Genomic DNA, 25,177 nt, shown 5'->3' with positions numbered 1-25,177 from the left:
CATCACCGGCACCGACACCGACACCGACACAGGGAGCCCCAGTTGAAGCGTCTTGGAACGGTCGCCGTCCTGGCCGCCGTCGTCATGGCCCTGCTGCCGGCCACGGCTCATGCGGGCACCGCCGACGCCGGCCCGCTCGGGGACCGGGCTCATGCGGGCACCGCGGCCCCCGCCACGCTCCCGGCCGCGGCCCAGACAGACGCCCCCTACCCCGACCCGCTCCCGATCACCGGGCAGCGGATCATCCATGATCCGACCGTTCTGCGGCTCAAGTCCGGGCAGTACGTGGCCTACTCGACCGGCGGGGTGATCGGCGCGCGGCTGTCGCGCGACCTGCGGCAGTGGGACGACGCGGGCAACGCCTTCGGGGAGCCGCCGAGTTGGTGGTACGAGTACAACGGCACCGGGGACCCCTGGGCGCCCGACCTCTCGTACCGCGCGGGGCGTTACTGGCTCTACTACGCCGTCTCCTCCTGGGGCACCAACCACTCCGCGATCGGCGTGGCCACCTCCCCGTCCGGCCTGCCCGGCACCTGGACCGACCACGGCAAGGCCTTCACCTCCGAGACCACCGACTCCTGGAACGCCATCGATCCGTCGATCATCCAGGCGGACGGCCGGCTGTGGATGACCTTCGGCTCGTACTGGACCGGCATCCGCATGGTCGAGCTCGACCCGCGCACCGGCAAGGCGCGAGCCGGAGCCACCGTCCACCACCTGGCCACCCGCCCCGACGCCCCGTACGCCGTGGAGGGCCCGTCCCTCGTCAAGCACGGCCGCTACTACTACCTCTTCGCCTCCTACGACGCCTGTTGTGCCGGAGTGAACTCCACGTACAAGATCAGAGTGGGCAGATCAACGGCGATCACGGGCCCGTACACCGACAGCACCGGCAAGCCACTCCTGGACGGCGGCGGCGACCTGCTCCTCGCGGGCCACGGCCGTTACGTCGGCACAGGAGGCGAGTCCGTCTTCCGTACCCGCGGCCAGGACTGGCTGGCCTACCACTACTACGACGCGGACGACTCAGGCACACCCAAGCTCGGACTGAACCGCCTCGGCTGGACGAAGAACGGCTGGCCCGAGGTCTTCTAGGGGCGCGGGGAACTGCGCGAGCACCCCCACGACCCGCAGCCGCCAACGCGACAGAACCACCCATCCCGAAAGGCGCTCATGAGCCCCGCCCGCTTCACCCTCGACCCCGCCTTCAAGATCGGCGAAGTCAACCCCCGCCTGTTCGGCTCCTTCGTGGAACACCTCGGCCGCTGCGTCTACACCGGCATCTTCGAGCCGACCCACCCCACCGCCGACGCCGAAGGCCTCCGCACCGACGTCCTGGACCTCGTCCGCGAACTCGGCGTCACCACCATCCGCTACCCCGGCGGCAACTTCGTCTCCGGCTACAAGTGGGAGGACTCCGTCGGCCCCGTCGAGAACCGCCCCCGCCGCCTCGACCTCGCCTGGCGCTCCACCGAGACCAACCGCTTCGGCCTGTCCGAGTACATCGCCTTCCTGAAGAAGGTCGGCCCCCAGGCCGAGCCCATGATGGCCCTCAACCTCGGCACCCGGGGCGTCGCCGAGGCCCTCGAACTCCAGGAGTACGCCAACCACCCCGCCGGCACCGCCCTGTCCGACCTCCGGGTCGAGCACGGCGACAAGGACCCCTTCGGCATCAGGCTGTGGTGCCTGGGCAACGAGATGGACGGCCCCTGGCAGACCGGCCACAAGACGGCCCAGGAGTACGGCCGGATCGCCGCCGAGACCGCCCGCGCGATGCGCCAGATCGACCCGGGCGTCGAACTCGTCGCCTGCGGCTCCTCCAGCCAGTCCATGCCGACCTTCGCCGCCTGGGAGGCGACGGTCCTGGAGGAGACGTACGACCTCGTCGACCACATCTCCCTGCACGCCTACTACCAGCCCGAGGACGGCGACCTCGACTCCTTCCTGGCCTCCGCCGTCGACATGGAGTCCTTCATCGAGAACGTGGTCGCCACCGCCGACCACATCGGCGCCAAGCTGAAGTCGAAGAAGAAGATCAACCTCTCCTTCGACGAGTGGAACGTCTGGTACATGTCGGAGTGGCACGAGATCGAGAACTCCGTCACGCGGGACTGGGCGGAGGCCCCCCGCCTTCTGGAGGACAACTACAGCGTCCTCGACGCGGTCGTCTTCGGCTCGCTCCTCATCGCCCTGCTGCGGCACGCCGACCGCGTCACCGTCGCCTGCCTCGCCCAGCTGGTCAACGTGATCGCCCCGATCCTCACCGAGCCCGGCGGCCCGGCCTGGCGCCAGACCACGTTCTTCCCGTTCGCCCAGGCCTCCAGGCACGGCCGCGGCGAGGTCCTCGACGTACGGGTCGACTCGCCGACGTACGAGACGAAGAAGTACGGCGAGACCGACCTGCTGCACGCCACCGCGGTGCGCGCCGAGGACGGCACGGTGACCGTCTTCGCCGTCAACCGCAGCCGGACCGAGCCCCTGCCGCTCGAAGTCGCCCTGAGCGGCCTCGACCTGACGGACGTCGTCGAGCACAGCGTCCTCGCCGACGCCGACCCGGACGCCCGCAACACCCTCGACGAGCCCGAGCGGGTCGCCCCGCACCCGGCCGAGGGCACCGCGCTGAAGGACGGCACCCTCACCGCCGTACTGGAGCCGCTGTCCTGGAACGTGATCCGGCTCGGCTGAACCGGGTCCCCGAGGGCGTCAGCAGGTTCCGCGCAGGAAACCGGCGGCGCCCTCGGGCACGACCTCCGCGTCCCGGCGCACCACGCTGAGGGTGCCGCCCCAGTCGGCGCACGCTCGGGCCAGGCCCTTCTCGGTGTACTCGACCACGAGGACGTTGCCGCCGAAGGCGTCGGCGAACTCGCCGCACTCGTCGTACTCCGCGCACTCCTCCACGACGGCGAAGTCCAGGCCCACCGAGGCGTGGTCGGAGAGCAGTTCCGCGGTGTTCTTCTGCGCGATGGCAAGACCCTTGGCGTGGGCGTGGACCGCCAGCAGCTTCATCAGGGCCTTGGCCTGGCCGGCTTCGAGATACGACGGGAAGCGGGTGAAGGAGTCGTAGTTGTCGGGCTCCACGGCCCGGTAGCCCTTGGCCGCGCAGGTGTCGATCCAGGTGTCCAGCTTGGCGGCGATGCGCTCGCGCTTGGCGGCCGTACGGATGTCCAGGACGGCCTCGTCCCAGTCCTTGTCGTGGACGACCTTCCCGTCGGCGTCCCGCAGCAGCAGGTCGGCGTCCCAGTCGCGCTCCTCGCCCGACTCCGCCTGGTAGGCGTTGATGTTGCAGATGTTGTAGAGCCCGGCAGCGGGGGCGTCCTCGTAACTGCGGCTCACCACACGGACGTTCGCCGCCGGGGGGTACGCGCCGCCGATCTGGTAGTCCCAGGGCACGTGCTCGGGCGGGAGGGTCACGGATGCGGGGGCCACGGGGGCGGTGGAGGCCGGTCCGGTGGAGGCCGTCTGTCCGGTCGGTGCCGGGGACGGGCTCGCGCTGTCCGACCCGGCCCGCACCGCCGCGATGCTCAGCCCGGTGACGGCCAGGGCGGCGACGAGCCCGACGAGTCCGACGAGGACGCGGCGCCGGGGCCTCCGGCCGGAGGCGTCGGGGGGAGTGGTGGAGACCTGGTGGTGGGTCTCCGCGGAGCCGGACGGCACCGGGCGCACGGGCGGCACCGGTACGGGCGATGTGACCGACGCGATCGACGCGCCCGATGCGACCGACGGGGCCGATGCGACCGACGCTTCCGGTGCGCCCGTGTCGTCCGGCAACGCCCGTAGCAGCTCGTGCAGTTCACCCAGGTCCGGCCGCGCCCCCGGGTCCTTGTCCAGGCAGCGTTCGGCGATGCTCCGCAGCGGTTCCGCGACCCCGTCCAGGGCCGGTGGCTCGTACATGACCTGGTAGCCCGTCAGGTACGGGCTGCTGCCGTCGAAGGGGCGGTTGCCGGTGGCCGCGTAGACCAGCAGGGAGCCCAGCGAGAAGACGTCCGAGGCGCCGGTGACCTCGCGCGGCGCGGCGAACTGCTCCGGGGACATGAAGGGCGGGGTGCCGATCAGCCGCCCGGTCATGGTGAGCGCCTCGTTGTCGACGGCGTACGAGATGCCGAAGTCGATGACCCGGGGCCCGTCCTCGGCCATCAGGACGTTGCTCGGCTTCAGGTCCCGGTGCACCATGCCGACCCGGTGGATGTCCCGCAGCGCCTCGACGAGACCCAGCGCGAGCACCCGCAGCGCGCCCCCGCGCAGCGGTCCGTCCTGGGCCACGATGTCCGCGAGGGTGCGGCCCGGGACGTACAGCGTCGCCATCCACGGCTGCGGGGCGTCCGGGTCCGCGTCCACCACCGGGGCCGTGAACGCCCCGCTCACCCGGCGGGCCGCCGCGACCTCCTGCCGGAAGCGGGTGCGGAACTCCTCGTCCAGCGCGTACGCGGGGTGCACCAGCTTGACCGCCACCTGCCGCCCGGAGTCCGAACGGCCGAGGTAGACGACCCCCATGCCACCGCTGCCGAGCCGGTCGACCAGCGCGTAGCCGCCGATGGACTCCGGATCGCCGGGGCTCAGCGACATCGCGGGTCACCTTTCCCAAGTACGCCTGCTCGAAGATACGGGTACCGATGCTCGAAAGTTCAACGACATCAGGCTAGCGGCCGGGGGATGCCACCGGTGTGACCGGTACACCCCCGGCCGACGTCCCCAGCAGCCTCAGCCGTACGTCCCCGGGGCCGGACTCCGTCGTCCCGTCCGAAAGGACCGCCAGGGCAAGGGTGTTGGTGCCCCGGGTGCGCAGGATGCCGTTGGGCAGGACGAAGGTGTGCTGTGGGCCCACGTCGTTGACGTACTGACCCATGTTCCAGCCGTTGAGGAAGATCTGGACGCGGTAGGCGCGCTTCGGGTCGTCGTCGAGGACGAGACCGACGGAGGCGTCGATGCCGGAGTCCACGGCGAGCCGGAACGTCGTCCGGTACCAGGTGACCCCCTGGCGCCGGTCGGCGCGCGGCAACTGCGTGTCCTCCCAGTGCTCTTCGCCGAACCCGGGCAGATGCCAGCCCTTGCGCTCCCCGTACAGCCCGCCGTTGTTGAGCGGCCCGCGCACCGGGTCCGGTGCCGTCTCGCCCTGGATCCGCCAACTCGCCTTGGGGGAGCCGCCCTTGAACGAGACCGCCGTCAACCCCCGGGCCACCTTGTGGGAGTCGGCCGACTCCCCGTCCATGTCATGAGCCATACGCCGGACCAGCACCGACAGCACACGGGGCGAGCCTGCCGAGGCCGCGGGCGGTGGCGCCTTGAAGGTGGCCGTGGCCGTCCAACTCCCCTTCCGTGCGGTGGACTTGTCCGGCACCGGCATCCGGTGCGTGCCCAGCGGCTCCCCGTCCAGCCACGCCATCAGCAGCCCCTGCGTGCCGGTGCTGTAGGCCAGCGACACCGACTCCAGGTCCGCCGCGTCCGTCAGCCGCGCCCGGTACCAGACGTCGCCGTAGTGGAAGCCGTAGTCGTCGGCGAACAGCACCGGCCCGCCCTTGGGGACCGGGGTGGTGCTGTACGAGCCGGTGCGGTCGGCCGGTGTCCAGCCGGAGTCGTCGTAGTCCGGGAGGGCCTCGAAGTTCTCGGTACGGCGCCGCCAGCCGCCCAGCGCGGGCAGCCGCACCTCGCCCACGGCCGGGATGGGCAGCTGGCCCGGGACCGGCGGCATCTCGGCGCGCAGGCTGCCCATCGGGGTGATCGAGGTGCGCAGCGGGCGCCCGTTCCAGGTGATCCGGCCCAGGCCCCGCGGCCCCCACACCTCCATGCCGGTGCCCTCGACGGTGTCGCCGGTCAGGTGGGCCGTCGCGCCGTCCATCGTGACCTCACGCACCAGCGAGGGCCCGTACACGAGGACCGGACCGGTCGGGGTGTCCACCGGGAACAGGCGCAGCGAACCCGGGTCGTCGGCGAAGATCAGCAGCAGCGGGGTGTCGCCGCCGCTGCCGCCGCCCTCGATCCGCACCCGGGCCGGGCCGCCGACGCCCATCGGCACGGTGACCCTGAGGACGCCGAGATCGTAGTTCCACGCGGGTTCCGCGTCGCCCCGGGTGACCAGCGGCTCCTCCGGGCACTCCAGGAGCACCTGCGTCATCTCGCCGTGCGGGGCCGTGAACACGGCCACGTCCAGCCGCCCGACCTTGAGGCACATCATCGGCTGCGCGGTGGCGAACCTGAGCCTGCGGCCGCCCAGTTGGAGGCCCGTGGTGAGCAGCCGGGCGTCATGGGCGGCGACGGTGAACGCCACGTCGATCCCGGCGTCCGGGACGGTCGTGGTGATCGGCGCGTCGGTGTCGTTGCGCACCACGTACACATGGGAGCCGGTGTCCGGGTTGGTCAGGTGGTACACCTTCAGCCGCTCGTCCGCCGCCCGCACCGCGTCCGCCCGGTCCAGCTTGGCGAAGTCCGGCACGGTCCGCAGGAGATGGCCGAGCTGGTGCTGGGGAGCGAGCTTCGGCGTCTGCCGGCGGGCCTCGTCGATCGCCGCCCCGTAGTCGTACGACGTGTAGACCTGCGGCGCGGGCAGCCAGCCCCACGAGGTGCCGCCGAAGGTCATGTAGACGTTGTGCACGGTGATGCCGTTGGCGAGGTTGGTCAGCTGGAAGCGCCGCTCGTAGGCCGCGTCCCGGCTGTACCGGGCCTCGGCGTACCCCTTGCCGTCGAAGGCGGCCCCGCCCCACGGGTCGAACCAGCCACCGCCGAACTCCGGGACGAACCCGGGCGTACGGGGACTGGCCGTCGCCCCGCCCTTGAGCCCGCCCTCCCCGAAGTGCCCCCAGTCCGGCGGCACTTCACCGGGCGCCGGGTAGCCGTCGAAGCCGTACAGCCAACCGTGCTCCTCGCCCCCGGTGTTGAAGGACCCGGGCGTCCAGTAGCCGTTCCGGCCCTTGTCGTTGTGGAACAGGGGTACGTCGATCCCGTCGCCGCGCACCTTCTTGTACAGGTGGGACATGTAGTCCCGGCCGAGGGGCTCGTCGGTGAAGGCGTCGTACTCGTTCTCGATCTGGTAGAGCAGGACCGTGCCGGTGCCCCTGGTGAACAGGTGCCGGGCGGCGATCGCGTTGACCTCGGTCAGCCACTCGTCGACGTACGACAGATAGGTCGGGTCGGAGGTGCGGGCCCGGCCCGCGGTCGCCGTGAGCCAGCCCGGGAAGCCGCCGCCGTCGACCTCGGCGTTGATGTACGGGCCCGGACGCAGGATCACGTACAGGCCGGTCTCGGTGGCCGTCCGCAGGAACAGGTCGAGGTCGCGGACCCCGGTGAAGTCGTACTGGCCGGGGCCGGGGGAGTGGTAGTTCCAGGCCACGTACACGCTCACCGCGTTGAAGCCGTGGGCGCGCATCTTCTGCAGGACGTCCCGCCACAGCGACGGGCTCGGCAGCCGGAAGGGGTGCATCTCGCCCGACCACAGCACCAGACGGCGGCCGTCGACCAGCAGTGAGTACTCGTCGAAGCCGACCTGGTGGCGGGCCCGGTCGGCGGCGGGCGCGCCCGGCGCGGGCCCGGTGGGCACGCTGTGGGAGGCGTACGCCCGGGTGGTCTCCCCACCACTGCCGCTCAGCGCGAAGCCGAGCGCCGTGGTGCCGGCGAGGGCGCTGAATGTACGTCTGCTCAGCTCCAAGGGAGCGCCTCCTGGTCGTGCCTGTCCTCGTGCCGTGCCCGGCCCGTCCACCGGGCTGTGAGTGGTGAGGCCATTGTGGTGTGGCCATTCTCTACGGCCGGACGCGCACAATTGTCGTATGAGGATCTCTGCGCGGGCGGACTACGCGGTACGGGCGGTGCTGGAGCTTGCCGTGCGGCAGGACACCGAACCGGTGAAGGCCGAGGCCATCGCCGCGGTCCAGGGCATTCCGCACAAGTTCCTGGAGGGGATCCTCGGCGACCTCAGGCGGGGCGGGATCGTCGACAGCAGGCGCGGCGGGGGCGGCGGCTACCGGCTCGCCCGCGAGGCCTCGGCCATCACCGTCGCGGACGTCATCCGTACGGTGGACGGCCCGATCGTGTCGGTGCGCGGCGAGCGCCCCACCGGTCTGGAGTACACGGGCTCCGCCCAGCCGCTGCTCCCGCTGTGGATCGCCCTGCGCGCCAACGTCCGCAAGATCCTGGAGGGCGTCACCATCGCCGACATCGCGGGCGACGCGCTGCCCGAGCCGGTACAGCGCCTCGCGGCGGAACCGGCGGCCTGGGAGAACCCGTAGCGCGCGGCCGCGTCGACGCGATCAACTCCAGCCATTTACACGTGCGTTCGGCCATCGTGGGAATGGCCGGAGTTCGCTCTGGCATGCCCATGACGTGCTCCCTACGATTCCCTCGCCGCGGTGCTTCACAGAAACCACACAGGTTCTCCACGCTTCAACATTCAGCGCGTACAGCGCAGAGGAGAGACCCCCCATGGCAAGTGGACTGCTCCTGGGCGGCGCCGTAGCCGCTCTCGTCACCGCGGCGATGCCCGCGCACAACCCGTCCGGCGGGTTCGTCGACCCGCCGCCGGACAAGATCGTCATCAACGTCGCCACGGTGAACGGCTCCGGCTGTCCCGCGGGCACGGCGGCCGTCGCGGTCTCCGAGGACAACACCGCGTTCACGGTGACCTACAGCGACTACCTCGCCCAGGTCGGCGGCAACTCCGACCCCACGGCGTTCCGCAAGAACTGCCAGCTCAACCTGATCGTCCACGTCCCGCAGGGCTTCACGTACGCCATCGCCAGCGCGGACTACCGCGGCTTCGCCTCGCTCCAGTCCGGCGCGAGCGCGGTCCAGAGAGCCTCGTACTACTTCCAGGGCTCCTCGCAGACGGCCTTCAAGACCCACAACTTCACCGGCGCCCTCAACGACAACTGGCAGGCGACCGACACCACCGACTGGGCCCAGCTGGTCTGGGCTCCCTGCGGGGTCCAGCGCAACTTCAACATCAACACCGAGATCCGGGTCAACGCCGGCTCCTCCTCGCCGTCCAAGGTCAGCTTCATGACCATGGACTCGACGGACGGCGACATCAGCACCATCTACCACATGGCGTGGAAGGAGTGCCCCGGCAAGTGACCGGCGGTCGGTGAGACCGGGGCCGCCCGCCACCTCCTCGGGGTGGCGGGCGGCTCGGTCGGTCACGGGGACGGGGGTGCCTGGGTCACTTCTCGACGCCGAGGGTCAGGGTGCCGGAGTACCCGGCGGAGGGGGAGCTGCCCAGGGCGGTCAGGGTCAGGAGGCCGGACGCGGCGCCGCCGTCGTCGTAGATCGAGTCCCGGGCGAGGGTGGTGCGGGTGACCCTGTTGGCCGAGTACGGCGAGAGCGCGCCGACCCTGGCGGTGACCGTCTCGTCGAAGAAGAGCTGGCCGGTGTGGAGTTCGGTGCCGCCGGTGAAGGAGCCGTCGGCGGTGAGGGTGACGCCGACGTGCACCTTGACGTGGATGTGGACGCAGCGGCCCACGTACCAACCCGGGTAGACCGTGGTGATGTCGGCGACGCCGCTGGAGTTCGTGAGCACGCCGCCGCGCAGGAAGGTGCCGCTGTCGGGTTCGTCGTGGCCGTTGTTGCCGACGTAGCCCGAGTACTCGCCGAGCGCGTCGCAGTGCCAGATCTCGACGAGGGCGTTGCTGATCGTGGCGCAGGTGTCGTCGTCGACCACCGTGAGGGCGAGCTTGAGCGGGAAGCCGGTCTTGCCCTCGGTGATGTCGGCGCGGACGTACTGGCCGTCGAGGTAGTAGGGGCCTTCGGTCATCTCCTTGGTGAGGGTGCAGACGGCCGCGGCGGCGACGGGGGCGGTGTGGGGGGACGCCTGGGGTTCGGCGCCGGTGTCGGTCGCGGCGGCGCCGACGGCGAGGGTCGCCGCGGTGGCGCCGGTGGCGACGAGGAGGGTCCGGCGGCCGATGGGGGTCTCGTTCGCGGGGGTTTCTGTCATGAACACGGCACCGTAGGAGGGCTTGCTGTTGATGGGCTGTCAGTTCGGCAAAAAGAGGGGTGGTCAAGTTTCTTGCGAGACAGGTTGCGCTGTCGGGAGGGGTGGGCGCGATACCGTACCGGGGCGTATGCCGACAAGGAGGGTAAATGGGGCTTACCGTGCGGGTCGAACGGCGCATCGCGGAGGACTTTCCCGGCCGGGAGGGTGAGGTGGTGGGGGATCTCCTCACCGAGCTGGTCAACCACCTGACCGACCGGGGCGACCAGGAGGACAAGGAGCGCATCGCCGCGGCGACGCTGCTCTGCGGCCAGGGCCGGGTGGACCGCCTGCTCGACGCCGTCCAGCTGGCCAAGGAGGACTGGCGGGACGTGCTGGTGGGTGCGGGACTGGCGGACTCGGGGTGGAAGGAGCGGCTGGAAGCGGACTTCGGGCCTGAGAGGTGACGACCGGGTGAACCGGCGCGGGCGCCGTCAGGCTCCTGCGCCCGGGTCACCTGTGAGGTGGGCGAGGAGGTGGCGAGCTCTACGCAGTCGCCACCGGCGCCTCCGAGTAGGCGAACCACCTGTTCCCCGGGGTCTCCAGCAGCTCCATGGGGCCGTGCAGACCCGCGTAAGAACGCCGGACCCGGACCCCTCGCCGTCCCGGTCCCCTTACATCTGAGGTAATCGCCCCCACCCCGCCCCACCTGCCAGGCTCCTCCCCGTACCCAGCGCGACCGACCAACCGGGAGGACACCATGACCGCGTACGCCATAGCCCACCTCCGGGAGGCCACCCCCCACCCCGAGGTCGCCGAGTACATCGAGCGGATCACCGGGACCTTCGAGCCGTACGGTGGGCGCTTCCTCGTGCACGGGACCCGGCACGAGGTGCGGGAGGGCGACTGGCCCGGGCATGTCGTGGTGATCGGGTTTCCCGGGATCGGTGCGGCGCGGGCCTGGTGGGAGTCCGACGCGTATCAGGAGATCGCACCGCTGCGTTCGCGCCACATCCAGGGCGACATCATCCTCGTCGAGGGCGTTCCCGACGGTTACGACCCGGCGGCCACCGCGAAGGCCATGCGGGACGCGCTCCCGTCCTGGCGGGCGTAGCCGCGTCCGACTCCCGGGACACGCGGGGCTGTTGGATACTGGGGCGGCCGGCGTACGGAAGGGGGAGGTTCGGGTGTCGGACGGACGTGAGGTGGACCAGGGGGAGTTGCTGGGTGTCGCGAAGGACGAGGAGCGGGCCCGCAGCCTGCTCCGCGCACTGCGCACCCTGAGCACCGGGCCCGATCCGAAGCTGCGGGACATGGCGAACGGCGTGCTGCGCGGTCGTCTCTCCGCCGAACAGGCCTTCACCGACCCGGAGTACACCGCCGCCCTGTTCTCCGGCGCGGACAAGGTCCGGCGGGCCGGGGAGCTGCGGTCCGACGCCGAGGCCCGGGAGGCCGGCGCCCGCTTCGGGGAGTGGCAGCGGGCCCGTGACGCCGAGCGGGAACGCGAGGAGGAGACGGGGCCGGAGGGGCGGCAGCAGCAGGACGGGGCGAGTGCGGAACGGCCCGCCGCGCACGGTGGGTTGGGCGGGACGCACGCCGGGTTGAGCGGGACGCACGGCGGGTTGGGCAGTACGCACGGTCTCCGCGGCCCGGATCCGCTCCGCGGCGACCCGCCCCGCAACCGCTTCGGACCTCGCTGAACCTCCTTCCCGCCAGCGGCACTTGACACCCCGGCCCCCGTCGACAACCCCCCTCTCCCTCCCGTAACGGCAGCAAATCCCCGTCCCCGTAGTACAGTTCGGCCGTCGTCAGCGTGACCTGAAATGGTCCTGCCAAGACAAAGGGGGAACGCGCATGGGGGTCGTGCTGCCCGACGAGGCGGCCTGGGTGCTGGACCTCATCGGCGTCGAGTGGCCCAACGTCGACGAGGACGACTACCGCGACATGGCCGACGGCCTGCGCTCGTTCGCCTCGCAGCTGCGGGCCGGCAAGGACGCCACGGCGGGCATTGTCCGGGAGTTCCTGGAGGGCAACGAGGGCATCGCGACCGCCGCCTTCCAGCAACACTGGGGCAAGGTCAGCGACGTACACCTGGAACGTCTCGGTGAGGCCGCCGACCTCGGGGCCATGGCCCTCGACGGGGCCGCCGTCGCCGTGGCCGGCGCCAAGGTGGCCGCGATCGTCCAACTCGGCATCCTCGCCGCCGAGATCATCGCCGCCCAGGCCGCCGCGCCCTTCACCCTCGGGCTCTCCGAGGTCGGCGCGCTCGGTGCCACCCAGGCCACCCGGCTCATCGTGCGGCGGCTGCTGAAGGAGGCGGAGCAGCTTCTTGTGGAGGAGCTGATGTCCGTCGCCATGGGGCCGGTCTACTCCGCGCTCGGCAACATGGCCACCGACCTCGTCCTCCAGCTCGGCGCCAACGCCGTGGGCCTCCAGGACGGTTACAGCCCCGGCAAGACCCTGCGCGCGGGCACCGAGGGATTCCAGGAAGGGCTCGACGGCACCACGGGGACCTTCACCCAGAAGGGCGGCGCCGCGTGAGCGACACCGTACGCAGCGACAAGGACCTGCACGACCGGCTCGCCGACCGGATCACCTCCCAGGCCGACGAGCACGAGTCCGGCGCCCGCCCCCATCTGCGCCGCAGCCGGGCCGGGTTGAACCGCACCCGCGGCAAGGGAGCGCTCGCCGCGGCCGTCGAGACCGGGGCGGAGAAGATCCTCAAGGCCATCGAGGAGGCCGAGGACCAGCTCCACAAGCACCTCCAGGACGTGTCCAAGGGCGTGCGCGCGATGGGCGACAACCACGCGCGCAACGACAAGAACATCGAGACGATGCTCCAGAGCATCGTCAAGCGCTCGCGCGACCAGGACGCCGTACGGGACGGCGGCGGGATCGGCAAGGACCGCCCCGACACCACCAAGGACGCGCACACCGTCACCCTGGAGTGGAAGCCCGGGATGCCCAAGCAGGCCTTCGAGCGCAAGGCGCGGGCCCTCCAGCGGCTGGGTGAGGAGGGCAAGCTCTTCAAGTTCAAGGGCAAGACCGAGGACTACCGGGACAAGAAGATCACCTCGGACTACAAGGGCGCGCTGGAAGCCCTGATCCGCCGGAACCACAAGGACGACCCCGACTTCGCCGAAGAGGCCGCGGTGGCCGCCCGTAAAATGCAACCCGACCACGTCAACGAGCTCCAGACCGGTGGGCCGGACGCGTGGCGTAACCTGCGGATGCTCGACCGGATGACGAACTTCGACATCGGCACGCAGCAGATACGTCCGCAGATCAAGGATCTTCCGGACGGCAATCCGATCAACATCGACATCAAGTGGTGGCCAGATGACTAGCGGGAGCCCGGGACCGTCCCGTCTGACCGGGACGGTGGACGCCCTGCGGACGGCGCTGGCGGGCAGCACGGACCTGCTCGGGTCCACGCTCGGCGGGACGCTCGACGAGGCGACGGCAGCCGAGGCGGCGGCGGACGGGGTGCCGCGCGCGTACCTGGACTTCTGCCGGGTGCTGGACGGCGCGAGCTGCGGGCCGTCCGTGCAGCTCTTCGGCCTGGAGGAGGCCGAGGAGCACCAGTTCTACTGCGAGCCGGTGGTCGACTCCCCGCTGCCGCTGTCCCCGGACAAGCTCTACTGTGTCGGGATGGTCCAGGAGGCCCCGGTCTTCCTCGACCGCGCGGGCGGGGGCGTCCTCGGCGCCCCGGAGGCGGGCCCGGACTGGGTCGACGCGGAGCGCTTCGAGCGGCTGGCGTCCGGGATCGAGGAGTTCTTCCTGGACCGGCTGGCCGATCCCGCCGAGTACCAGCGGCTCGCCCTGGTCGACGACGAGCTGGTGGAGCACGACGACTGGCTGAAGCTGCTGCGCCGAGCCGGCCTCAGCGGCTGACGCGGGACGAAAGCCGACGCGGGACGAAAGGGGAGAAGGGGACGCATGGCCACCCATGACGAGATGACGGAGCTGTTCGGCGCGGACCGCGTGGTCACGCTGGACCGTGCCGTCGCCGAGGAGCACGGACTGTCCGAGGCCGACGCCGAGGTGCTGTGCGAGGTCGGTGTGCCGACGTTCGTGGACGTCCTGTTCACCCTCGACACCGCCGACGAGGGCCCCGACCCGTTCACCGTGGTGCCGGTCGCCGCGGGCGGCGAGGAGACCCACATCCTGGTCCTGGGCGGCCCGACCGACGACCCCGCGCTGCGTTACTGCCTCGACCTGGACCGCGGCTACGTCATCCTCATCTCCTTCGACGAGGAGCCCCGCGCCGAGATCGCCAACCGCACCCTGGCCGACCTCGTCGAGTTCCTGTACCGCTTCGCCCTGCGCACCAAGCACCTGGAACACGCCGCCCCCCAGGACCGCGCCCCCTACACCGACAAACTCGTCGACTACCTCAAGTCCCGCGACCCGTACGCCTTCGCCCAGCCGGACAGCTGGTGGTCGATGGTCTTCGAACAGGTCGCCTGAGCCGTAAGCACCTCATGCCGGGTAGTCCCAGAACACCCGCAGGGCCGCGTTGACTTGGGCGGGCCGCTGGGTGTGCGGGTAGTACCCGGGCACCCGGACGAGGCGGGCCCCGAGGGAGTCCGTGAGGGACTCCGCCACCTCCATGAGGGGCACCCCCACGTGCTCGCGGTACGCCGTCGGCGCGTCCTCCCAGGTCCCGCAGAGCACCAGAACCGGCACATCCGCGCTCCGGATCGCCTCCAGCGGGATCTCCGCCTCCCAGATCGGCCGCTCCCGCATCGATGTGCCGACGGCCCGCAGCCGACGCGGAGTCGGCTCCGGCACCGGCAGCCCGATGCCCTCCGTGGACGCCCGCAGAAAGTCCCCGGGCGTGAGGTCGTCCGGGGTAGCCGGGACGCCCTCGCGGACCCGATGCAGAAGGTCGGCGACCGCCGGACGGTCCGCGGCCGCCGTGAACGCGGAGGGCTGGATCAGGGCCAGGGAACGCACCAGGTCGGGTCGCCGTGCGGCGGCGAGGAGTGCGACGACACCGCCGTTGCCGTGCCCGACGAGATGCGCGCCATCGCCGAGCAGCGCCACGACGTCCCCGGCGTCCACCTCGAAGTCGCCGCGCGCGGTGTCCGGGCTGTCGCCGTACCCCCGGCGGTCCATCAGGAGCAGGCGTCTGTCCGCCGCCAGGGGACGCTGACCGGCGAAGCCGTACTCGGGGTCGTCCCCCCAGGTGAAGATGTTGTGGACGAAGAGCGCCGGAGTGTCCGCTCCGTCCTCGACCTGGTCGTCCCACACCGTCACATGCACCTCGGCCATCTCGCCCCCGTGGCTCTTGACGTGGCTCTTGACGCGCAAGGTGTTCGATTCTACGGTCCCGTCCGAAGCTCTGATCGGTGATCGACATGTCGAACATCCCCCCACTCAAGGAGCGTCCGCGTGCGCCGCATGTCCTTTCTGGCGATACCCGCAGCCTTCTTTCTGGCCCTGGTTCCGAGCACGGCGTCGGCCTACCCCAACCCCGGGACCGTCACCGGTGCCACCACCATCCACGACCCCACCATGATCCGTACGTCGGCGGGCCGTTACCTCCTCTACGGCACCGGCGGCGGCCTCGGCTACCGCACCTCCACCGACCGGATCGCGTTCACGGCAGGCGGCGACGCCTTCGCCACCAAGCCGGGCTGGTGGTCGACGTACGCGACCGAGGCCTGGGCGCCCGACATCTCGTACCAGGGCGGCAAGTACCTGATGTACTACGCCGTCTCGACCTTCGGATCCAACAAGTCCGCTATAGGGCTGGCGACTTCGAGCACCGGCCTGCCCGGCTCCTGGACCGACCAGGGCACCGTGTACACCTCCACCACCTCCAGCGACTACAACGCCATCGACCCGAACCTCTTCGTCGACGGCGACGGCAAGTGGTGGCTGTCCTTCGGCAGTTGGTGGACCGGCCTGAAGATGATCCAGATCAACCCGGCCACCGGCAAGCAGCTCTCCACCAACACCACCCGCTACTCGATCGCCTCCCGCCCCACCGGGACCAAGGCCGTCGAGGCGCCGTACATCGTGAAGCGGGGCGGCTACTACTACCTCTTCGCCTCCTACGACACCTGCTGCGCCGGCACCAGTTCGACCTACAAGGTCAAGGTCGGCCGCGCCACCAGCGTCACCGGGCCGTACGTCGACAAGAACGGCGTCTCGATGATGAACAACGGCGGCACCCCGGTCCTGGAGTCCCACGGCCGCTACATCGGCCCCGGCGGCCAGTCGATCATGAACGACTCCGACGGCGACCTGATCGTCTACCACTACTACGACGGCAACGACAACGGCACTCCCAAGCTCGGCATCAACCTGCTGAACTGGAGCACGGGTTGGCCGGTCGCGTACTGAGGTGCCGTCCGCTCATTGCCGTACCCGACGAACCGTCACCGGCTGATCTCCGGTACACCTCGGGGCGATCGGCGTGCGAAGTGCCTTCGGCCGCGTAGGTCGCTGCGCCACCATTCACCCCTGGCCTTGCACCATCGAGGACAAGGCCCGCACGACCAGGGGGGTACGGTGGCGTTCGCGTCCTTCGACATCCATGACATTCTCCATCCGCTCGATCTCGCCGCCCGGCAGCAGCTGGAGAAGATTCCGGGGCTCCAGCTCGCGGCGAAGAAGTACCGCAGTGTGATCGCGGACCGCCGCGACCGGGCGCTGCTGCTGTCCAACGCGATCCGTCTGGGCCCCGACCAGGCGCCGGACTACTACCGGCTGCTGCCGCCGATCTGTGAGGCCTTCGGCATCGAGCAGCCCGAGCTGTATCTGGCCGCCGGAGCGGCCAACGCGATGACGCTGGGCCACTCGCGCCCCTGCGTGGTTCTCCAGACCGAGCTGCTCAGCGCCCTGCCTCCGGAGGAGATCCAGGCGGTGCTGGCCCACGAGTGCGGGCACATCCTCGCCGAGCACGTTCTCTACCGCCAGATGGCGATGACGGTGTTCAGCGGGGTGGAGACCCTCGGGGGGAGGTTCGGTACGGCCGTCAGCCTGTTCTCCGAACCGCTGAAGGCGGCCCTGCTGGACTGGTACCGCAAGAGCGAGCTGACCGCCGACCGGGCGGCGGTCATGTTCATGGGCGGCCCGCGCGAGCTCCAGCAGGCGCTCTTCCACCTCCACGGCATGCCCCACACCATGCCGAAGGACCAGATCAGCTACGCGGCGTTCGCCGCCCAGGCCGACGAACTCGACGCGGTGATGGGGGAGAAGAAGCTGGACCGGTACCTCATGCGCCACCTGGACAGGGAAGGCACCCACCCGAACGCGGCACTTCGGTTCCGTGAGGTGCAGCGCTGGGCCGAGTCCGAGGCCTACCGGCAGCTCCGGGCGCTCGCTCAGCGCACCGGCCCGGCGGTCTGCGGCCACTGCGGTGAGCCGGCGCGGGCCGACTGGCTGTTCTGCCAGAAGTGCGGGACCGGACTCGGGGCGACGGCCGGGGCGGGGGCGGGCTCATGAGCGCCTTCAGCAGCGAGAAGCTGATCCCCGTCACGGTTCCCGACCTCATGGAGGTGGCGGACGACGTCACCGCCCACTTCAAGGAGCGGGGCTACGACACGGTCCGCGTCGCGGTGCCTGACGGCGGTCACGAGATCGACATCACCAAAGGGGGCGTCTTCAAGAAGGCGCTCGGTCTGCGTACGGCCCTCAAGATCGAGATCTTGCCGCAGCCGACCGGCACCCTGGTCCGCGCCGGCGTCGGGATCTTCGGGAAGCAGGCGGTGCCGTTCATGATCGCCATGCTCGTCACCTGGCCGGTGTTGCTGACCCAGGTCTGGGGGCTCGTCAACCAGGCCGGGCTGGACGACGAGGCGATCAAGGTGGCCGAACTGACCCTGAACCGCCTGCACCGACTCGCCGGTTCACCGCCTCCGAACGGTGCCTACTGCCACCGGTGCGGACACCGGCGGCCCCGAGAGGCTCTCTTCTGCCCCAACTGCGGCGGCGAACAGCAGGCCGCGGTGTGAAGGGCTGAGCCAGCGCATCGCGTGACACGGCGGCGTCGTCCGCGCCCTTCCGGGGAGCGCCCGATGCCGCTCGCGCGGGCGGTCGTGAGCGGCGGCCGGCCCGCGGCGGCTGTCGGAGAGCCGCCGCACGGCGCGGCACCGCGACCGCGCCGGCCGGCTCTCGGCGCCCCGGAGGTGTCGGGTGCAACTCGAATGTCGTGACCGGCGATTGACCGGCAGCGGTGCCGTGTCCTAGCCCGCCTGTCCCATCCCCGCCGCATTCGGCCAGCTCTGCGCGTTGGGCCAGCCCGTGGCCGGGGCCTGGGAGAGTTCCTGTGGAGCTCCCGGTGCCGGTGCCGTCATTCCGCGGACCTGTGCCGCGGTGAGCCCGCCACGGGCCGGGACCCCCGGCGGAGTCGGCCCGAAGGGCGCGGGAGCCGGCGGGGCGGGAACGGGCACGGGCGCGGGCACCGGAGCCGGGGCCGGCATCGGGGCGGGCGCCTGCATCGGGGCCGGAGCGGGAGCCGGCATCTGGGCCGGCATCGGCACCCCCGCCCCCATGGACCCGGGCGACTCCATCGAAGCGGCCGCACCCATCGAGCCGACCGCCCCCATCGAGCCCACCGTACCCATCGAGCCGACCGCCCCCATCGGCGCCGCCGCGGCCACCGCCGCCGGCTGGGCGACCGGCATCGGCATGCCGACCCCCGCCGCCGAACCGCCGGAGGCCATCGCGGCGAGTCCCTGGAGACCGGCCCCGTTGGTCTGGCCTACCAGCCGGTCCACTGCCGCCGTACCCGAGCTGTAGCTGGTCCCTTGAGCGAGCTCGGGCACGGCGGCTCCCCTCCTGGTCCCGTAGAGCACCTGTTCCAGGCCGGACACCAGGCGACGCACGTCCACCTGGGGGCGCACCACGAGCCGCAGGAAGCGGCTGGAGGATCCGATCTTGTTGCCGCACTCGCGGACGAGGATGCGGTGCTCGGTGAGCATCCGGTCCCGGACCACGGTGCCCTCGGCGCCGACCGGCAGGCGCACGAAGAGGAAGTTCCCCTGCGAGGGGTAGACGGTCAGGCCGGGCAGCTGGGCGAGCTGGCTCGCCATGTCGAGGCGGTCCCGGCGGACCTGGTGGAGGCTCTGCGCGTACTCGGCGCCGTGCTCCTTGAGCATGAACACCACGTACTCGGCGAAGGCGTTGAGGTTCCACTTCGGCAGCATCGAGCGGACCCGGCCGGCGAGGGAGGGGTTGGCGACCATGTAGCCGAAGCGGATGCCGTGCAGGCCGAAGTTCTTGCCGAGGCTGCGCAGCACGATGACGTTCGGCCGGATCATCGCCTCCTGGACGACGCTCGGCTCCTGCTCGGCGTCCGCGAACTCCAGGAAGGACTCGTCGATGACGATGAGGTCCAGGTCGGCCATGGCGTCCATGAACTGCACGAGCGCGTGCTTGTGCAGGAAGCCGCCGTCGGGGTTGTTCGGGTTGCAGATGACCGCGACCCGCGTGCCCCGGGTGCGTATGAACTCGGCGTACTGCGCGAGGTCCAGGGCGAATCCGCTGGACTCCTGGAGCGGGAACATGTCGACCCGCTTGCCGGTCTCCATCGGCTGGTCGGTCCAGCGGCCGAAGGTGGGGACGGGGACGGCGAGGGACTCGCGGACCAGCAGGTGGTCGATCCAGGTGATCAGTTCGGTCGAGCCGTTGCCCATCGCCACGGCCTGCGGCGGCAGTTGGAGCAGGTTGCACAGCTCGGCGGTGATCGTGTCGGCGCTGCTGGGGTAGTAGGTGATGATGTCCTTCAGCCGCGCGGCCATGGTGTCCATCATCGCCGGGGTGGGAAAGTAGGGATTGCAGGGGATACAGAAGTCCACCGGCCCCGTCCCGTCTCCGCCTTCACGCGCCAGCGCCGCCATGGACGGGCTGTGCGCAGCCGTGCTGCGGAACAACGAGGTGACGTTGTCGGCCATGGAACCTCCGTATGGGGCGGGCCCGGCGGGGACGACCGGGCCCGTCGTCATTGGGTGGCCCGCGCGGGGGAGCACGGGCCGCCCTTACATACGGATTCCTGCGTGGCGCTGTTCAACGGGTGTGAAAGAAGTGTGAGTTCGGGAACCCCGGTCCCGGACTCGGCGTCTTACCAGGTCAGGCGTCGAACGAGTGGATCGTCGTGGTCCTGTACGTCTGGCCGGGACGCAGCACCGTCGAGGGGAACGACGGGTGGTTCGGCGAGTCCGGGAAGTGCTGCGTCTCGAGGCACAGCGCGTCCCCCTGACGGTACGTGTGGCCGGAGGGGCCGACCAGGGTGCCGTCGAGGAAGTTGCCCGAGTAGAACTGCAGCCCGGGCTCGTTGGAGGCGATCTTCAGGGTACGGCCCGAGTGCGGGTCGCGCAGGGTCGCCACGTGCTCCGGCTTGGCCGTGATGCCCTTGTCCAGGACCCAGTTGTGGTCGAAGCCCTTGGCGGTGACCAGCTGGGGGTGCCCGGTGCGGATGTCCCGGCCGATCGCCTTGCCCTTGCGGAAGTCGAAGGGGGTGCCCGCGACCTTCGCCAGCTCACCGGTCGGGATGAGGCCCGAGTCGGTGGGCGTGTAGCGGGAGGCGGCGATCTTCAGCTCGTGGTCCTCGATGGTGCCGGTGCCCTCGCCGCCCAGGTTCCAGTACACGTGGCTGGTCAGGTTGACCACGGTGGCCTTGTCGGTGGTGGCCTCGTAGTCGATCCGCCAGTCGCCGTGCCGGGTGAGGGTGTACGTCACCTTCACCTTGAGGGTGCCGGGGTAGCCCATCTCGCCGTCGACCGAGGTGTAGTACAGGTGCAGGCCGACGTCCGTGCCCTTGGTGAACGGCTCGACGTCCCACACCCGCTTGTCGAAGCCCTGGGTGCCGCCGTGCAGGCTGTTGACCCCGTCGTTGACGGAGAGCTGGTAGCTCTTGCCGTCGAGGGTGAACTGGCCCTTGGCGATGCGGTTGCCGTAACGCCCGATCAGCGCGCCGAAGTACGGGGTCTTGGCGACGTAGTCCTCGATGTTGTCGAAGCCCGCCGAGACGTTGGCGTAGTGGCCCTTGCGGTCCGGGATCTCCAGGGACTGCACGACGCCGCCCCAGGAGAGGACCTTCAGGCGGGTGCCGCCGTTGGCCAGCGACCAGATGTAGACCTTGGTGCCGTCGGCGAGCTTGCCGAAGAGCTTCTTGGTCGGCTTCTTGCTGCCGGCGGCCTCGGCGGTGCCTCCGAGGGTGGTGGCGGCGATGCCCGCGGCCGCGGCACCCGCGATGACCGTGCGTCTGTTCAGTTCCATCTAGCGGCTCCTGTGAAGGAAGCGGGCCCCGCCGGTTGTTCCGACGGGGCCCGAGAGATGTGTTACGAACCGGACTTGCGCTTGTTCCAGACGTCGAACCCGACCGCGGCCAGCAGGGCGAGGCCCTTGATGACCTGTTGCCAGTCGGTGCCGACGCTCAGGAGGTTCATACCGTTGTTCAGCACACCGAGGACGAGACCACCGATGATCGCGCCGAGGACGGTACCCACACCGCCGCTCATGGACGCGCCACCGATGAACGACGAGGCGATCGCCTCGAGTTCGAAGTTCAGGCCCGCCTTCGGGGAGGCCGCGTTCAGGCGGGCGGCTACCACCAGACCCGCCAGGGCCGCGAGCACGCCCATGTTCAGGAAGACAAGGAAGGTGACCTTCTTGTCCTTGACGCCGGACAGCTTCGCGGCCGGCAGGTTGCCGCCGATCGCGTAGATGTGCCGGCCGAAGACCGCGTTGCGCATGACGTAGCCGTAGCCGACCACCAGCGCGCCCAGGACGATCAGGATGATCGGCGCGCCCTGGTAGCTGGCGAGCAGCATCGTGACCGCGAGGATCGCCGCGGCGATCGCGACGAGCTTGAGCAGGAAGGCGTTCCTGGGCAGCACGTCCAGCGCGAACTCCTGCTGGCGCTTGCGGTCGCGGACCTCCTGGTAGATCACGAAGGCCAGCAGCGCGAAGCCCAGCAGCAGGGTGAGGTTGTGGTAGTTGGTGTCCGGGCCGACCTCGGGCAGGAAGCCGTTGCCGAGCTTCTGCAGACCGTCCGGGAACGGGCCGAGGGTCTGGCCCTCCAGCAGGATCTCCGTCAGACCGCGGAAGAGCAGCATGCCCGCCAGGGTCACGATGAACGACGGTATGCCGAGATACGCGATCAGATAGCCCTGCACCGAGCCCGCGACCGCGCCCACCACCAGGGTCAGCACCAGCGCGATCGGCCAGGCCACGTCGTGCTGCACGGTCAGCACGGCCGCGAAGGCGCCCACGAACGCGGTCAGTGAACCGACCGACAGGTCGATGTGCCCCGCGATGATCACCAGCATCATGCCGATCGCGAGGATCAGGATGTAGCTGTTCTGGAGCACCAGGTTGGAGACGTTGCGCGGCAGCAGCAGGTCGCCGTCGGTCCACACCGCGAACAGCGCGACGATCAGGCCGAGCGCGATCAGCATGCCGTACTGCCGCATGTTGCGGCGCAGTCCGCCGACCATCAGCTGGAGCAGGCCCTCACCGGAGGACGACCCCCCGCCCTTGCCCGGCGGCGCCGTGGCCGGAACCTTCGTCACATCGGTGCTCATCGCGTTACCTCTTTGTCCTTCGTCATCTGGCGCATCAGCACTTCCTGCGTGGCCTCGGCCCGCGGGACCTCACCCGTGAGCCGTCCGGCGGCCATGGTGTAGATGCGGTCGCACATCCCGAGCAGCTCCGGCAGCTCGGAGGAGATGAAGACGACCGCCTTGCCCTCGGCGGCCAGCTGGTCGATGACCGTGTAGATCTCGTACTTGGCGCCCACGTCGATCCCGCGCGTGGGCTCGTCCAGGATCAGCACCTCGGGACCCGCGAAGATCCACTTGCTGAGGACGACCTTCTGCTGGTTGCCGCCGGACAACCGGCCCACCGTCTCGAAGACGGTCGGGGCCTTGATGTTCATCGACTTGCGGAAGCGCTCGGCGACCTTCCGCTCCTCGTGCTCGTCGACCACCCCGCGCTTGGCGACCTTGTTCAGGGCCGTCAGCGAGATGTTCCGGTTGATGTTGTCGATGAGGTTGAGGCCGTAGTGCTTGCGGTCCTCGGTGACGTACGCGATCCCGTGCTCGACCGCCTCCGCGACGGTCTTCGTACGGATCTCCTCGCCGTCCTTGAAGACCTGACCGCCCGCGTGCCGGCCGTAGGTGCGCCCGAACACGCTCATCGCGAGTTCGGTGCGCCCCGCGCCCATCAGGCCCGCGATGCCGACGATCTCCCCGCGCCGCACATGGATCGACACGTCGTCGACGACCTTGCGCTGCTGGTCGATCGGGTGGTGCACGGTCCAGTTGCGGATCTCGAGGGCCGGGGCCGCGTCCTTCTCGCCCTCGTAGGGAGTGCGCTCGGGGAAGCGGTGGTCGAGGTCGCGGCCGACCATGCCCGAGATGATCCGGTCCTCGGTGGTCTCCGGGGCCTTCACGTCCAGGGTCTCGATCGACTTCCCGTCGCGGATGATCGTGACCGAGTCGGCGACCCGGCGGATCTCGTTGAGCTTGTGGGAGATGATGATCGAGGTGATGCCCTGCTTCTTCAACTCCAGGATGAGATCCAGGAGTTTGCCGCTGTCCTCGTCGTTCAGAGCCGCGGTCGGCTCGTCCAGGATCAGCAGCTTCACCTTCTTCGAGAGCGCCTTGGCGATCTCCACCAGCTGCTGCTTGCCCACGCCGATGTCGGCGATCCGGGTCTCCGGGTGGTCGCTCAGACCCACCCGGCGCAGCAGCTCGGTGGCGTGCTTCAGCGTCTCGTTCCAGTTGATGAACCCGCCGGAGGCGTGTTCGTTGCCGAGGAAGATGTTCTCCGCGATCGACAGGAACGGCACCAGGGCCAGTTCCTGATGGATGATCACGATGCCGTGCTGCTCGCTCGCGCGGATGTCCTTGAAGGAGACGATCTCTCCCTCGAAGAGGATGTCGCCCTCGTACGTGCCGTGCGGATGGACGCCGGAGAGCACCTTCATCAAGGTGGACTTCCCGGCGCCGTTCTCACCGCAGATGGCATGGACCTCGCCCTGACGGACGGTCAGAGTGACGTCCGACAGCGCTTTGACGCCGGGAAAGGTCTTGACGATCGAGCGCATTTCCAGGACGGGTCCCGCCATGGTCGTGCCTTTCAATCAGTGGGGAATCGGGCCGACGGATGAGCGCTGACTAGTTGAGCTCGCTCGCCTTGTAGTAGCCCGTGTCGACCAGTTCCTTGGTGTAGTTGGTCTTGTCGACGCTCACCGGCTGGAGCAGGTAGGCCGGGATGACCTTGGTGCCGTTGTCGTACGTCTTGGTGTCGTTGACCTCGGGCTTCTTGCCGTTGAGGACGTCGTCCACCATGGTCGAGGCGACCTCGGCGAGCTTGCGGGTGTCCTTGTAGACGGTCTGCGTCTGCTGGCCCGCGATGATCGACTTCACCGAGGCGAGCTCGGCGTCCTGGCCGGTGATGACCGGGATCGGCTTGCTGCCCTTGCCGTAGCCGTCCGACTTCAGGGCGGCGAGGATGCCGATGGAGATGCCGTCGTACGGCGACAGGACCGCGTCGACCTTACCGCTGGTGTAGGTCGAGGTGAGGATGTCCTCCATGCGCTTCTGGGCGGTGGCGCCGTCCCAGCGCAGGGTGGTGACCTGGGTGAGCTTGGTCTGGCCGGACTTGACCACGAGCTTCTTGCTGTCGATGTACGGCTGGAGCACGCTCATCGCGCCACCGAAGAAGTACTTGGTGTTGTTGTCGTCGTTGGAGCCGGCGAACAGCTCGATGTTGAAGGGGCCCTTGCCGCTCTTCAGGCCGAGCTTGTCGACGATGTAGTTGGCCTGGAGCTCGCCGACCTTGGTGTTGTCGAAGGACGCGTAATAGTCGACGTTCGGCGTGCCGAGGATCAGGCGGTCGTAGGCGATGACCGGGATCTTGGCGTCCTTGGCCTGCTGGAGCACGTTGTTCAGGGACTTGTTGTCGATCGCCGCGACGATCAGGCCCTTGACGCCCTGCGTGATCAGGTTCTCGATCTGCGAGACCTGCTGGTCCGGGTCGTCCTCGCCGTAGACGAGCTTGGTCTTGTAGCCCTTGGCCTGGAGGTTCTTGACGACGTTGTTGCCGTCGGCGATCCAGCGCTCGGAGGACTTGGTCGGCATCGCGATGCCGATGGTGCCTCCCTTCGCGCTTCCGGTGGATTCCTTGCTGCCGCCCTCGCTGTCCTGGCCGCAGGCGGTGAGGGTCAGGGCGAGGGAGGCGGCGCCGGCTATGGCGGTGAGTGCGGCTCGACGAGTACGCATGATCATCATCCTTGATGTCGGGACGGGCTCGGTCTGGTGGTGCGAG

At 69.9% G+C, this 25,177-nt stretch carries 23 protein-coding genes; 14 read left to right on the top strand and 9 right to left on the bottom strand.

The window, feature by feature from the left end; all coding sequences use genetic code 11:
• Positions 1-42 precede the first annotated feature (42 nt).
• Entirely contained in the window at positions 43-1,095 is a 1,053-nt protein-coding gene (locus tag AC2XR2_RS13500; protein ID WP_491515153.1) for an arabinan endo-1,5-alpha-L-arabinosidase, read from the top strand.
• A gap of 78 nt (positions 1,096-1,173) precedes the next feature.
• Entirely contained in the window at positions 1,174-2,685 is a 1,512-nt protein-coding gene (gene arfA / locus AC2XR2_RS13495) for an arabinosylfuranosidase ArfA (RefSeq protein ID WP_491515152.1), read from the top strand.
• An 18-nt stretch (positions 2,686-2,703) separates the two neighbouring features.
• Here the strand turns inward: arfA and AC2XR2_RS13490 are convergent, their stop codons facing one another.
• Both AC2XR2_RS13490 and AC2XR2_RS13485 read right to left on the bottom strand, forming a co-directional pair.
• A complete protein-coding gene (locus tag AC2XR2_RS13490) occupies positions 2,704-4,563 on the bottom strand; it encodes an endo alpha-1,4 polygalactosaminidase (RefSeq protein ID WP_491515151.1) in 1,860 nt (619 codons plus the stop codon).
• A gap of 73 nt (positions 4,564-4,636) precedes the next feature.
• The gene (locus tag AC2XR2_RS13485; protein WP_491515150.1) at positions 4,637-7,636 is read right to left on the bottom strand and encodes a beta-galactosidase; all 3,000 of its coding nucleotides are present in this window, start codon (positions 7,634-7,636) and stop codon (positions 4,637-4,639) included.
• Between the two features lie 118 nt (positions 7,637-7,754).
• Between AC2XR2_RS13485 and AC2XR2_RS13480 the strand changes: the two genes are divergently transcribed.
• Together AC2XR2_RS13480 and AC2XR2_RS13475 are read left to right on the top strand one after the other, a co-directional pair.
• Positions 7,755-8,213 carry an RrF2 family transcriptional regulator gene (locus AC2XR2_RS13480; protein WP_330267197.1) on the top strand — a complete coding sequence of 153 codons (459 nt, stop codon included), beginning with the start codon at positions 7,755-7,757 and terminating at the stop codon, positions 8,211-8,213.
• A gap of 193 nt (positions 8,214-8,406) precedes the next feature.
• Complete coding sequence (locus AC2XR2_RS13475) at positions 8,407-9,057, top strand: DUF4360 domain-containing protein (protein ID WP_330267198.1); 651 nt, start codon at positions 8,407-8,409, stop codon at positions 9,055-9,057.
• Positions 9,058-9,142: 85 nt separating this feature from the next.
• On the opposite strand, the gene AC2XR2_RS13470 is transcribed toward AC2XR2_RS13475, so the two are convergent.
• Complete coding sequence (locus AC2XR2_RS13470) at positions 9,143-9,913, bottom strand: intradiol ring-cleavage dioxygenase (RefSeq protein ID WP_381301908.1); 771 nt, start codon at positions 9,911-9,913, stop codon at positions 9,143-9,145.
• A 146-nt stretch (positions 9,914-10,059) separates the two neighbouring features.
• Between AC2XR2_RS13470 and AC2XR2_RS13465 the strand changes: the two genes are divergently transcribed.
• The 7 genes from AC2XR2_RS13465 (at position 10,060) to AC2XR2_RS13435 (ending at position 14,359) form a co-directional block, all read left to right on the top strand.
• Positions 10,060-10,356, top strand: coding sequence for a hypothetical protein (locus AC2XR2_RS13465; protein WP_120052459.1), 297 nt, complete (start codon positions 10,060-10,062; stop codon positions 10,354-10,356).
• 293 nt (positions 10,357-10,649) lie between these two features.
• On the top strand, positions 10,650-11,003 hold the full coding sequence (locus AC2XR2_RS13460) for a DUF1330 domain-containing protein (protein ID WP_381301906.1): 354 nt from the start codon (positions 10,650-10,652) through the stop codon (positions 11,001-11,003).
• A 73-nt stretch (positions 11,004-11,076) separates the two neighbouring features.
• A complete protein-coding gene (locus tag AC2XR2_RS13455; RefSeq protein WP_449351102.1) occupies positions 11,077-11,589 on the top strand; it encodes a hypothetical protein in 513 nt (170 codons plus the stop codon).
• Between the two features lie 154 nt (positions 11,590-11,743).
• On the top strand, positions 11,744-12,430 hold the full coding sequence (locus AC2XR2_RS13450) for a WXG100-like domain-containing protein (RefSeq protein WP_330267202.1): 687 nt from the start codon (positions 11,744-11,746) through the stop codon (positions 12,428-12,430).
• On the top strand, positions 12,427-13,236 hold the full coding sequence (locus AC2XR2_RS13445; RefSeq protein WP_123760508.1) for a hypothetical protein: 810 nt from the start codon (positions 12,427-12,429) through the stop codon (positions 13,234-13,236). Before AC2XR2_RS13450 ends, AC2XR2_RS13445 begins: the two co-directional genes overlap by 4 nt.
• Complete coding sequence (locus AC2XR2_RS13440; RefSeq protein ID WP_449351103.1) at positions 13,229-13,783, top strand: hypothetical protein; 555 nt, start codon at positions 13,229-13,231, stop codon at positions 13,781-13,783. The genes AC2XR2_RS13445 and AC2XR2_RS13440 overlap by 8 nt, the downstream gene beginning before the upstream one ends.
• Before the next feature lie 45 nt (positions 13,784-13,828).
• The gene (locus AC2XR2_RS13435) at positions 13,829-14,359 is read left to right on the top strand and encodes an SUKH-4 family immunity protein (RefSeq protein WP_330267204.1); all 531 of its coding nucleotides are present in this window, start codon (positions 13,829-13,831) and stop codon (positions 14,357-14,359) included.
• 12 nt (positions 14,360-14,371) lie between these two features.
• Here AC2XR2_RS13435 and AC2XR2_RS13430 read toward each other — a convergent pair whose 3' ends face one another.
• Positions 14,372-15,166 (bottom strand): alpha/beta fold hydrolase, encoded by a 795-nt coding sequence (locus AC2XR2_RS13430; RefSeq protein WP_491518443.1) that lies wholly within the window; start codon positions 15,164-15,166, stop codon positions 14,372-14,374.
• Positions 15,167-15,295: 129 nt separating this feature from the next.
• Here AC2XR2_RS13430 and AC2XR2_RS13425 point away from each other — a divergent pair, with 129 nt between their 5' ends.
• From AC2XR2_RS13425 to AC2XR2_RS13415, 3 genes are all read left to right on the top strand, one after another.
• Positions 15,296-16,243 (top strand): arabinan endo-1,5-alpha-L-arabinosidase, encoded by a 948-nt coding sequence (locus tag AC2XR2_RS13425; RefSeq protein WP_491518442.1) that lies wholly within the window; start codon positions 15,296-15,298, stop codon positions 16,241-16,243.
• Positions 16,244-16,411: 168 nt separating this feature from the next.
• Positions 16,412-17,347: a M48 family metallopeptidase gene (locus tag AC2XR2_RS13420; protein ID WP_491515149.1), complete on the top strand. Its 936-nt coding sequence runs from the start codon at positions 16,412-16,414 to the stop codon at positions 17,345-17,347.
• Positions 17,344-17,856, top strand: a complete 513-nt coding sequence (locus tag AC2XR2_RS13415) for a zinc ribbon domain-containing protein (protein ID WP_381301894.1) — start codon at positions 17,344-17,346, stop codon at positions 17,854-17,856. The genes AC2XR2_RS13420 and AC2XR2_RS13415 overlap by 4 nt, the downstream gene beginning before the upstream one ends.
• 231 nt (positions 17,857-18,087) lie before the next feature.
• On the opposite strand, the gene AC2XR2_RS13410 is transcribed toward AC2XR2_RS13415, so the two are convergent.
• From AC2XR2_RS13410 to chvE, 5 genes are all read right to left on the bottom strand, one after another.
• Positions 18,088-19,797 (bottom strand): pyridoxal phosphate-dependent aminotransferase, encoded by a 1,710-nt coding sequence (locus tag AC2XR2_RS13410; RefSeq protein WP_381301893.1) that lies wholly within the window; start codon positions 19,795-19,797, stop codon positions 18,088-18,090.
• Between the two features lie 175 nt (positions 19,798-19,972).
• Complete coding sequence (locus AC2XR2_RS13405) at positions 19,973-21,121, bottom strand: aldose epimerase family protein (RefSeq protein WP_449351105.1); 1,149 nt, start codon at positions 21,119-21,121, stop codon at positions 19,973-19,975.
• Positions 21,122-21,183: 62 nt separating this feature from the next.
• Entirely contained in the window at positions 21,184-22,428 is a 1,245-nt protein-coding gene (mmsB, locus tag AC2XR2_RS13400) for a multiple monosaccharide ABC transporter permease (protein ID WP_381301889.1), read from the bottom strand.
• Positions 22,425-23,975: a multiple monosaccharide ABC transporter ATP-binding protein gene (mmsA, locus tag AC2XR2_RS13395; protein WP_123760490.1), complete on the bottom strand. Its 1,551-nt coding sequence runs from the start codon at positions 23,973-23,975 to the stop codon at positions 22,425-22,427. The genes mmsB and mmsA overlap by 4 nt, the downstream gene beginning before the upstream one ends.
• Before the next feature lie 49 nt (positions 23,976-24,024).
• Entirely contained in the window at positions 24,025-25,131 is a 1,107-nt protein-coding gene (chvE, locus tag AC2XR2_RS13390) for a multiple monosaccharide ABC transporter substrate-binding protein (protein WP_381301887.1), read from the bottom strand.
• Between the last annotated feature and the right edge of the window lie 46 nt (positions 25,132-25,177).

Source organism: Streptomyces sp. LS-MS-L19, assembly GCF_058382285.1.
This window is presented reverse-complemented; position numbering and strand designations above follow the sequence as displayed.

Coding starts and splice junctions, on each gene's coding strand:
- arfA (WP_491515152.1), top strand. CDS start 1,174: ATGAGCCCCGCCCGCTTCACCCTCGACCCCGCCTTCAAGATCGGCGAA.
- AC2XR2_RS13490 (WP_491515151.1), bottom strand. CDS start 4,563: ATGTCGCTGAGCCCCGGCGATCCGGAGTCCATCGGCGGCTACGCGCTG.
- AC2XR2_RS13480 (WP_330267197.1), top strand. CDS start 7,755: ATGAGGATCTCTGCGCGGGCGGACTACGCGGTACGGGCGGTGCTGGAG.
- AC2XR2_RS13475 (WP_330267198.1), top strand. CDS start 8,407: ATGGCAAGTGGACTGCTCCTGGGCGGCGCCGTAGCCGCTCTCGTCACC.
- AC2XR2_RS13470 (WP_381301908.1), bottom strand. CDS start 9,913: ATGACAGAAACCCCCGCGAACGAGACCCCCATCGGCCGCCGGACCCTC.
- AC2XR2_RS13465 (WP_120052459.1), top strand. CDS start 10,060: ATGGGGCTTACCGTGCGGGTCGAACGGCGCATCGCGGAGGACTTTCCC.
- AC2XR2_RS13460 (WP_381301906.1), top strand. CDS start 10,650: ATGACCGCGTACGCCATAGCCCACCTCCGGGAGGCCACCCCCCACCCC.
- AC2XR2_RS13450 (WP_330267202.1), top strand. CDS start 11,744: ATGGGGGTCGTGCTGCCCGACGAGGCGGCCTGGGTGCTGGACCTCATC.
- AC2XR2_RS13440 (WP_449351103.1), top strand. CDS start 13,229: ATGACTAGCGGGAGCCCGGGACCGTCCCGTCTGACCGGGACGGTGGAC.
- AC2XR2_RS13435 (WP_330267204.1), top strand. CDS start 13,829: ATGGCCACCCATGACGAGATGACGGAGCTGTTCGGCGCGGACCGCGTG.
- AC2XR2_RS13430 (WP_491518443.1), bottom strand. CDS start 15,166: ATGGCCGAGGTGCATGTGACGGTGTGGGACGACCAGGTCGAGGACGGA.
- AC2XR2_RS13425 (WP_491518442.1), top strand. CDS start 15,296: ATGTCCTTTCTGGCGATACCCGCAGCCTTCTTTCTGGCCCTGGTTCCG.
- AC2XR2_RS13415 (WP_381301894.1), top strand. CDS start 17,344: ATGAGCGCCTTCAGCAGCGAGAAGCTGATCCCCGTCACGGTTCCCGAC.
- AC2XR2_RS13410 (WP_381301893.1), bottom strand. CDS start 19,797: ATGGCCGACAACGTCACCTCGTTGTTCCGCAGCACGGCTGCGCACAGC.
- AC2XR2_RS13405 (WP_449351105.1), bottom strand. CDS start 21,121: ATGGAACTGAACAGACGCACGGTCATCGCGGGTGCCGCGGCCGCGGGC.
- mmsB (WP_381301889.1), bottom strand. CDS start 22,428: ATGAGCACCGATGTGACGAAGGTTCCGGCCACGGCGCCGCCGGGCAAG.
- mmsA (WP_123760490.1), bottom strand. CDS start 23,975: ATGGCGGGACCCGTCCTGGAAATGCGCTCGATCGTCAAGACCTTTCCC.
- chvE (WP_381301887.1), bottom strand. CDS start 25,131: ATGCGTACTCGTCGAGCCGCACTCACCGCCATAGCCGGCGCCGCCTCC.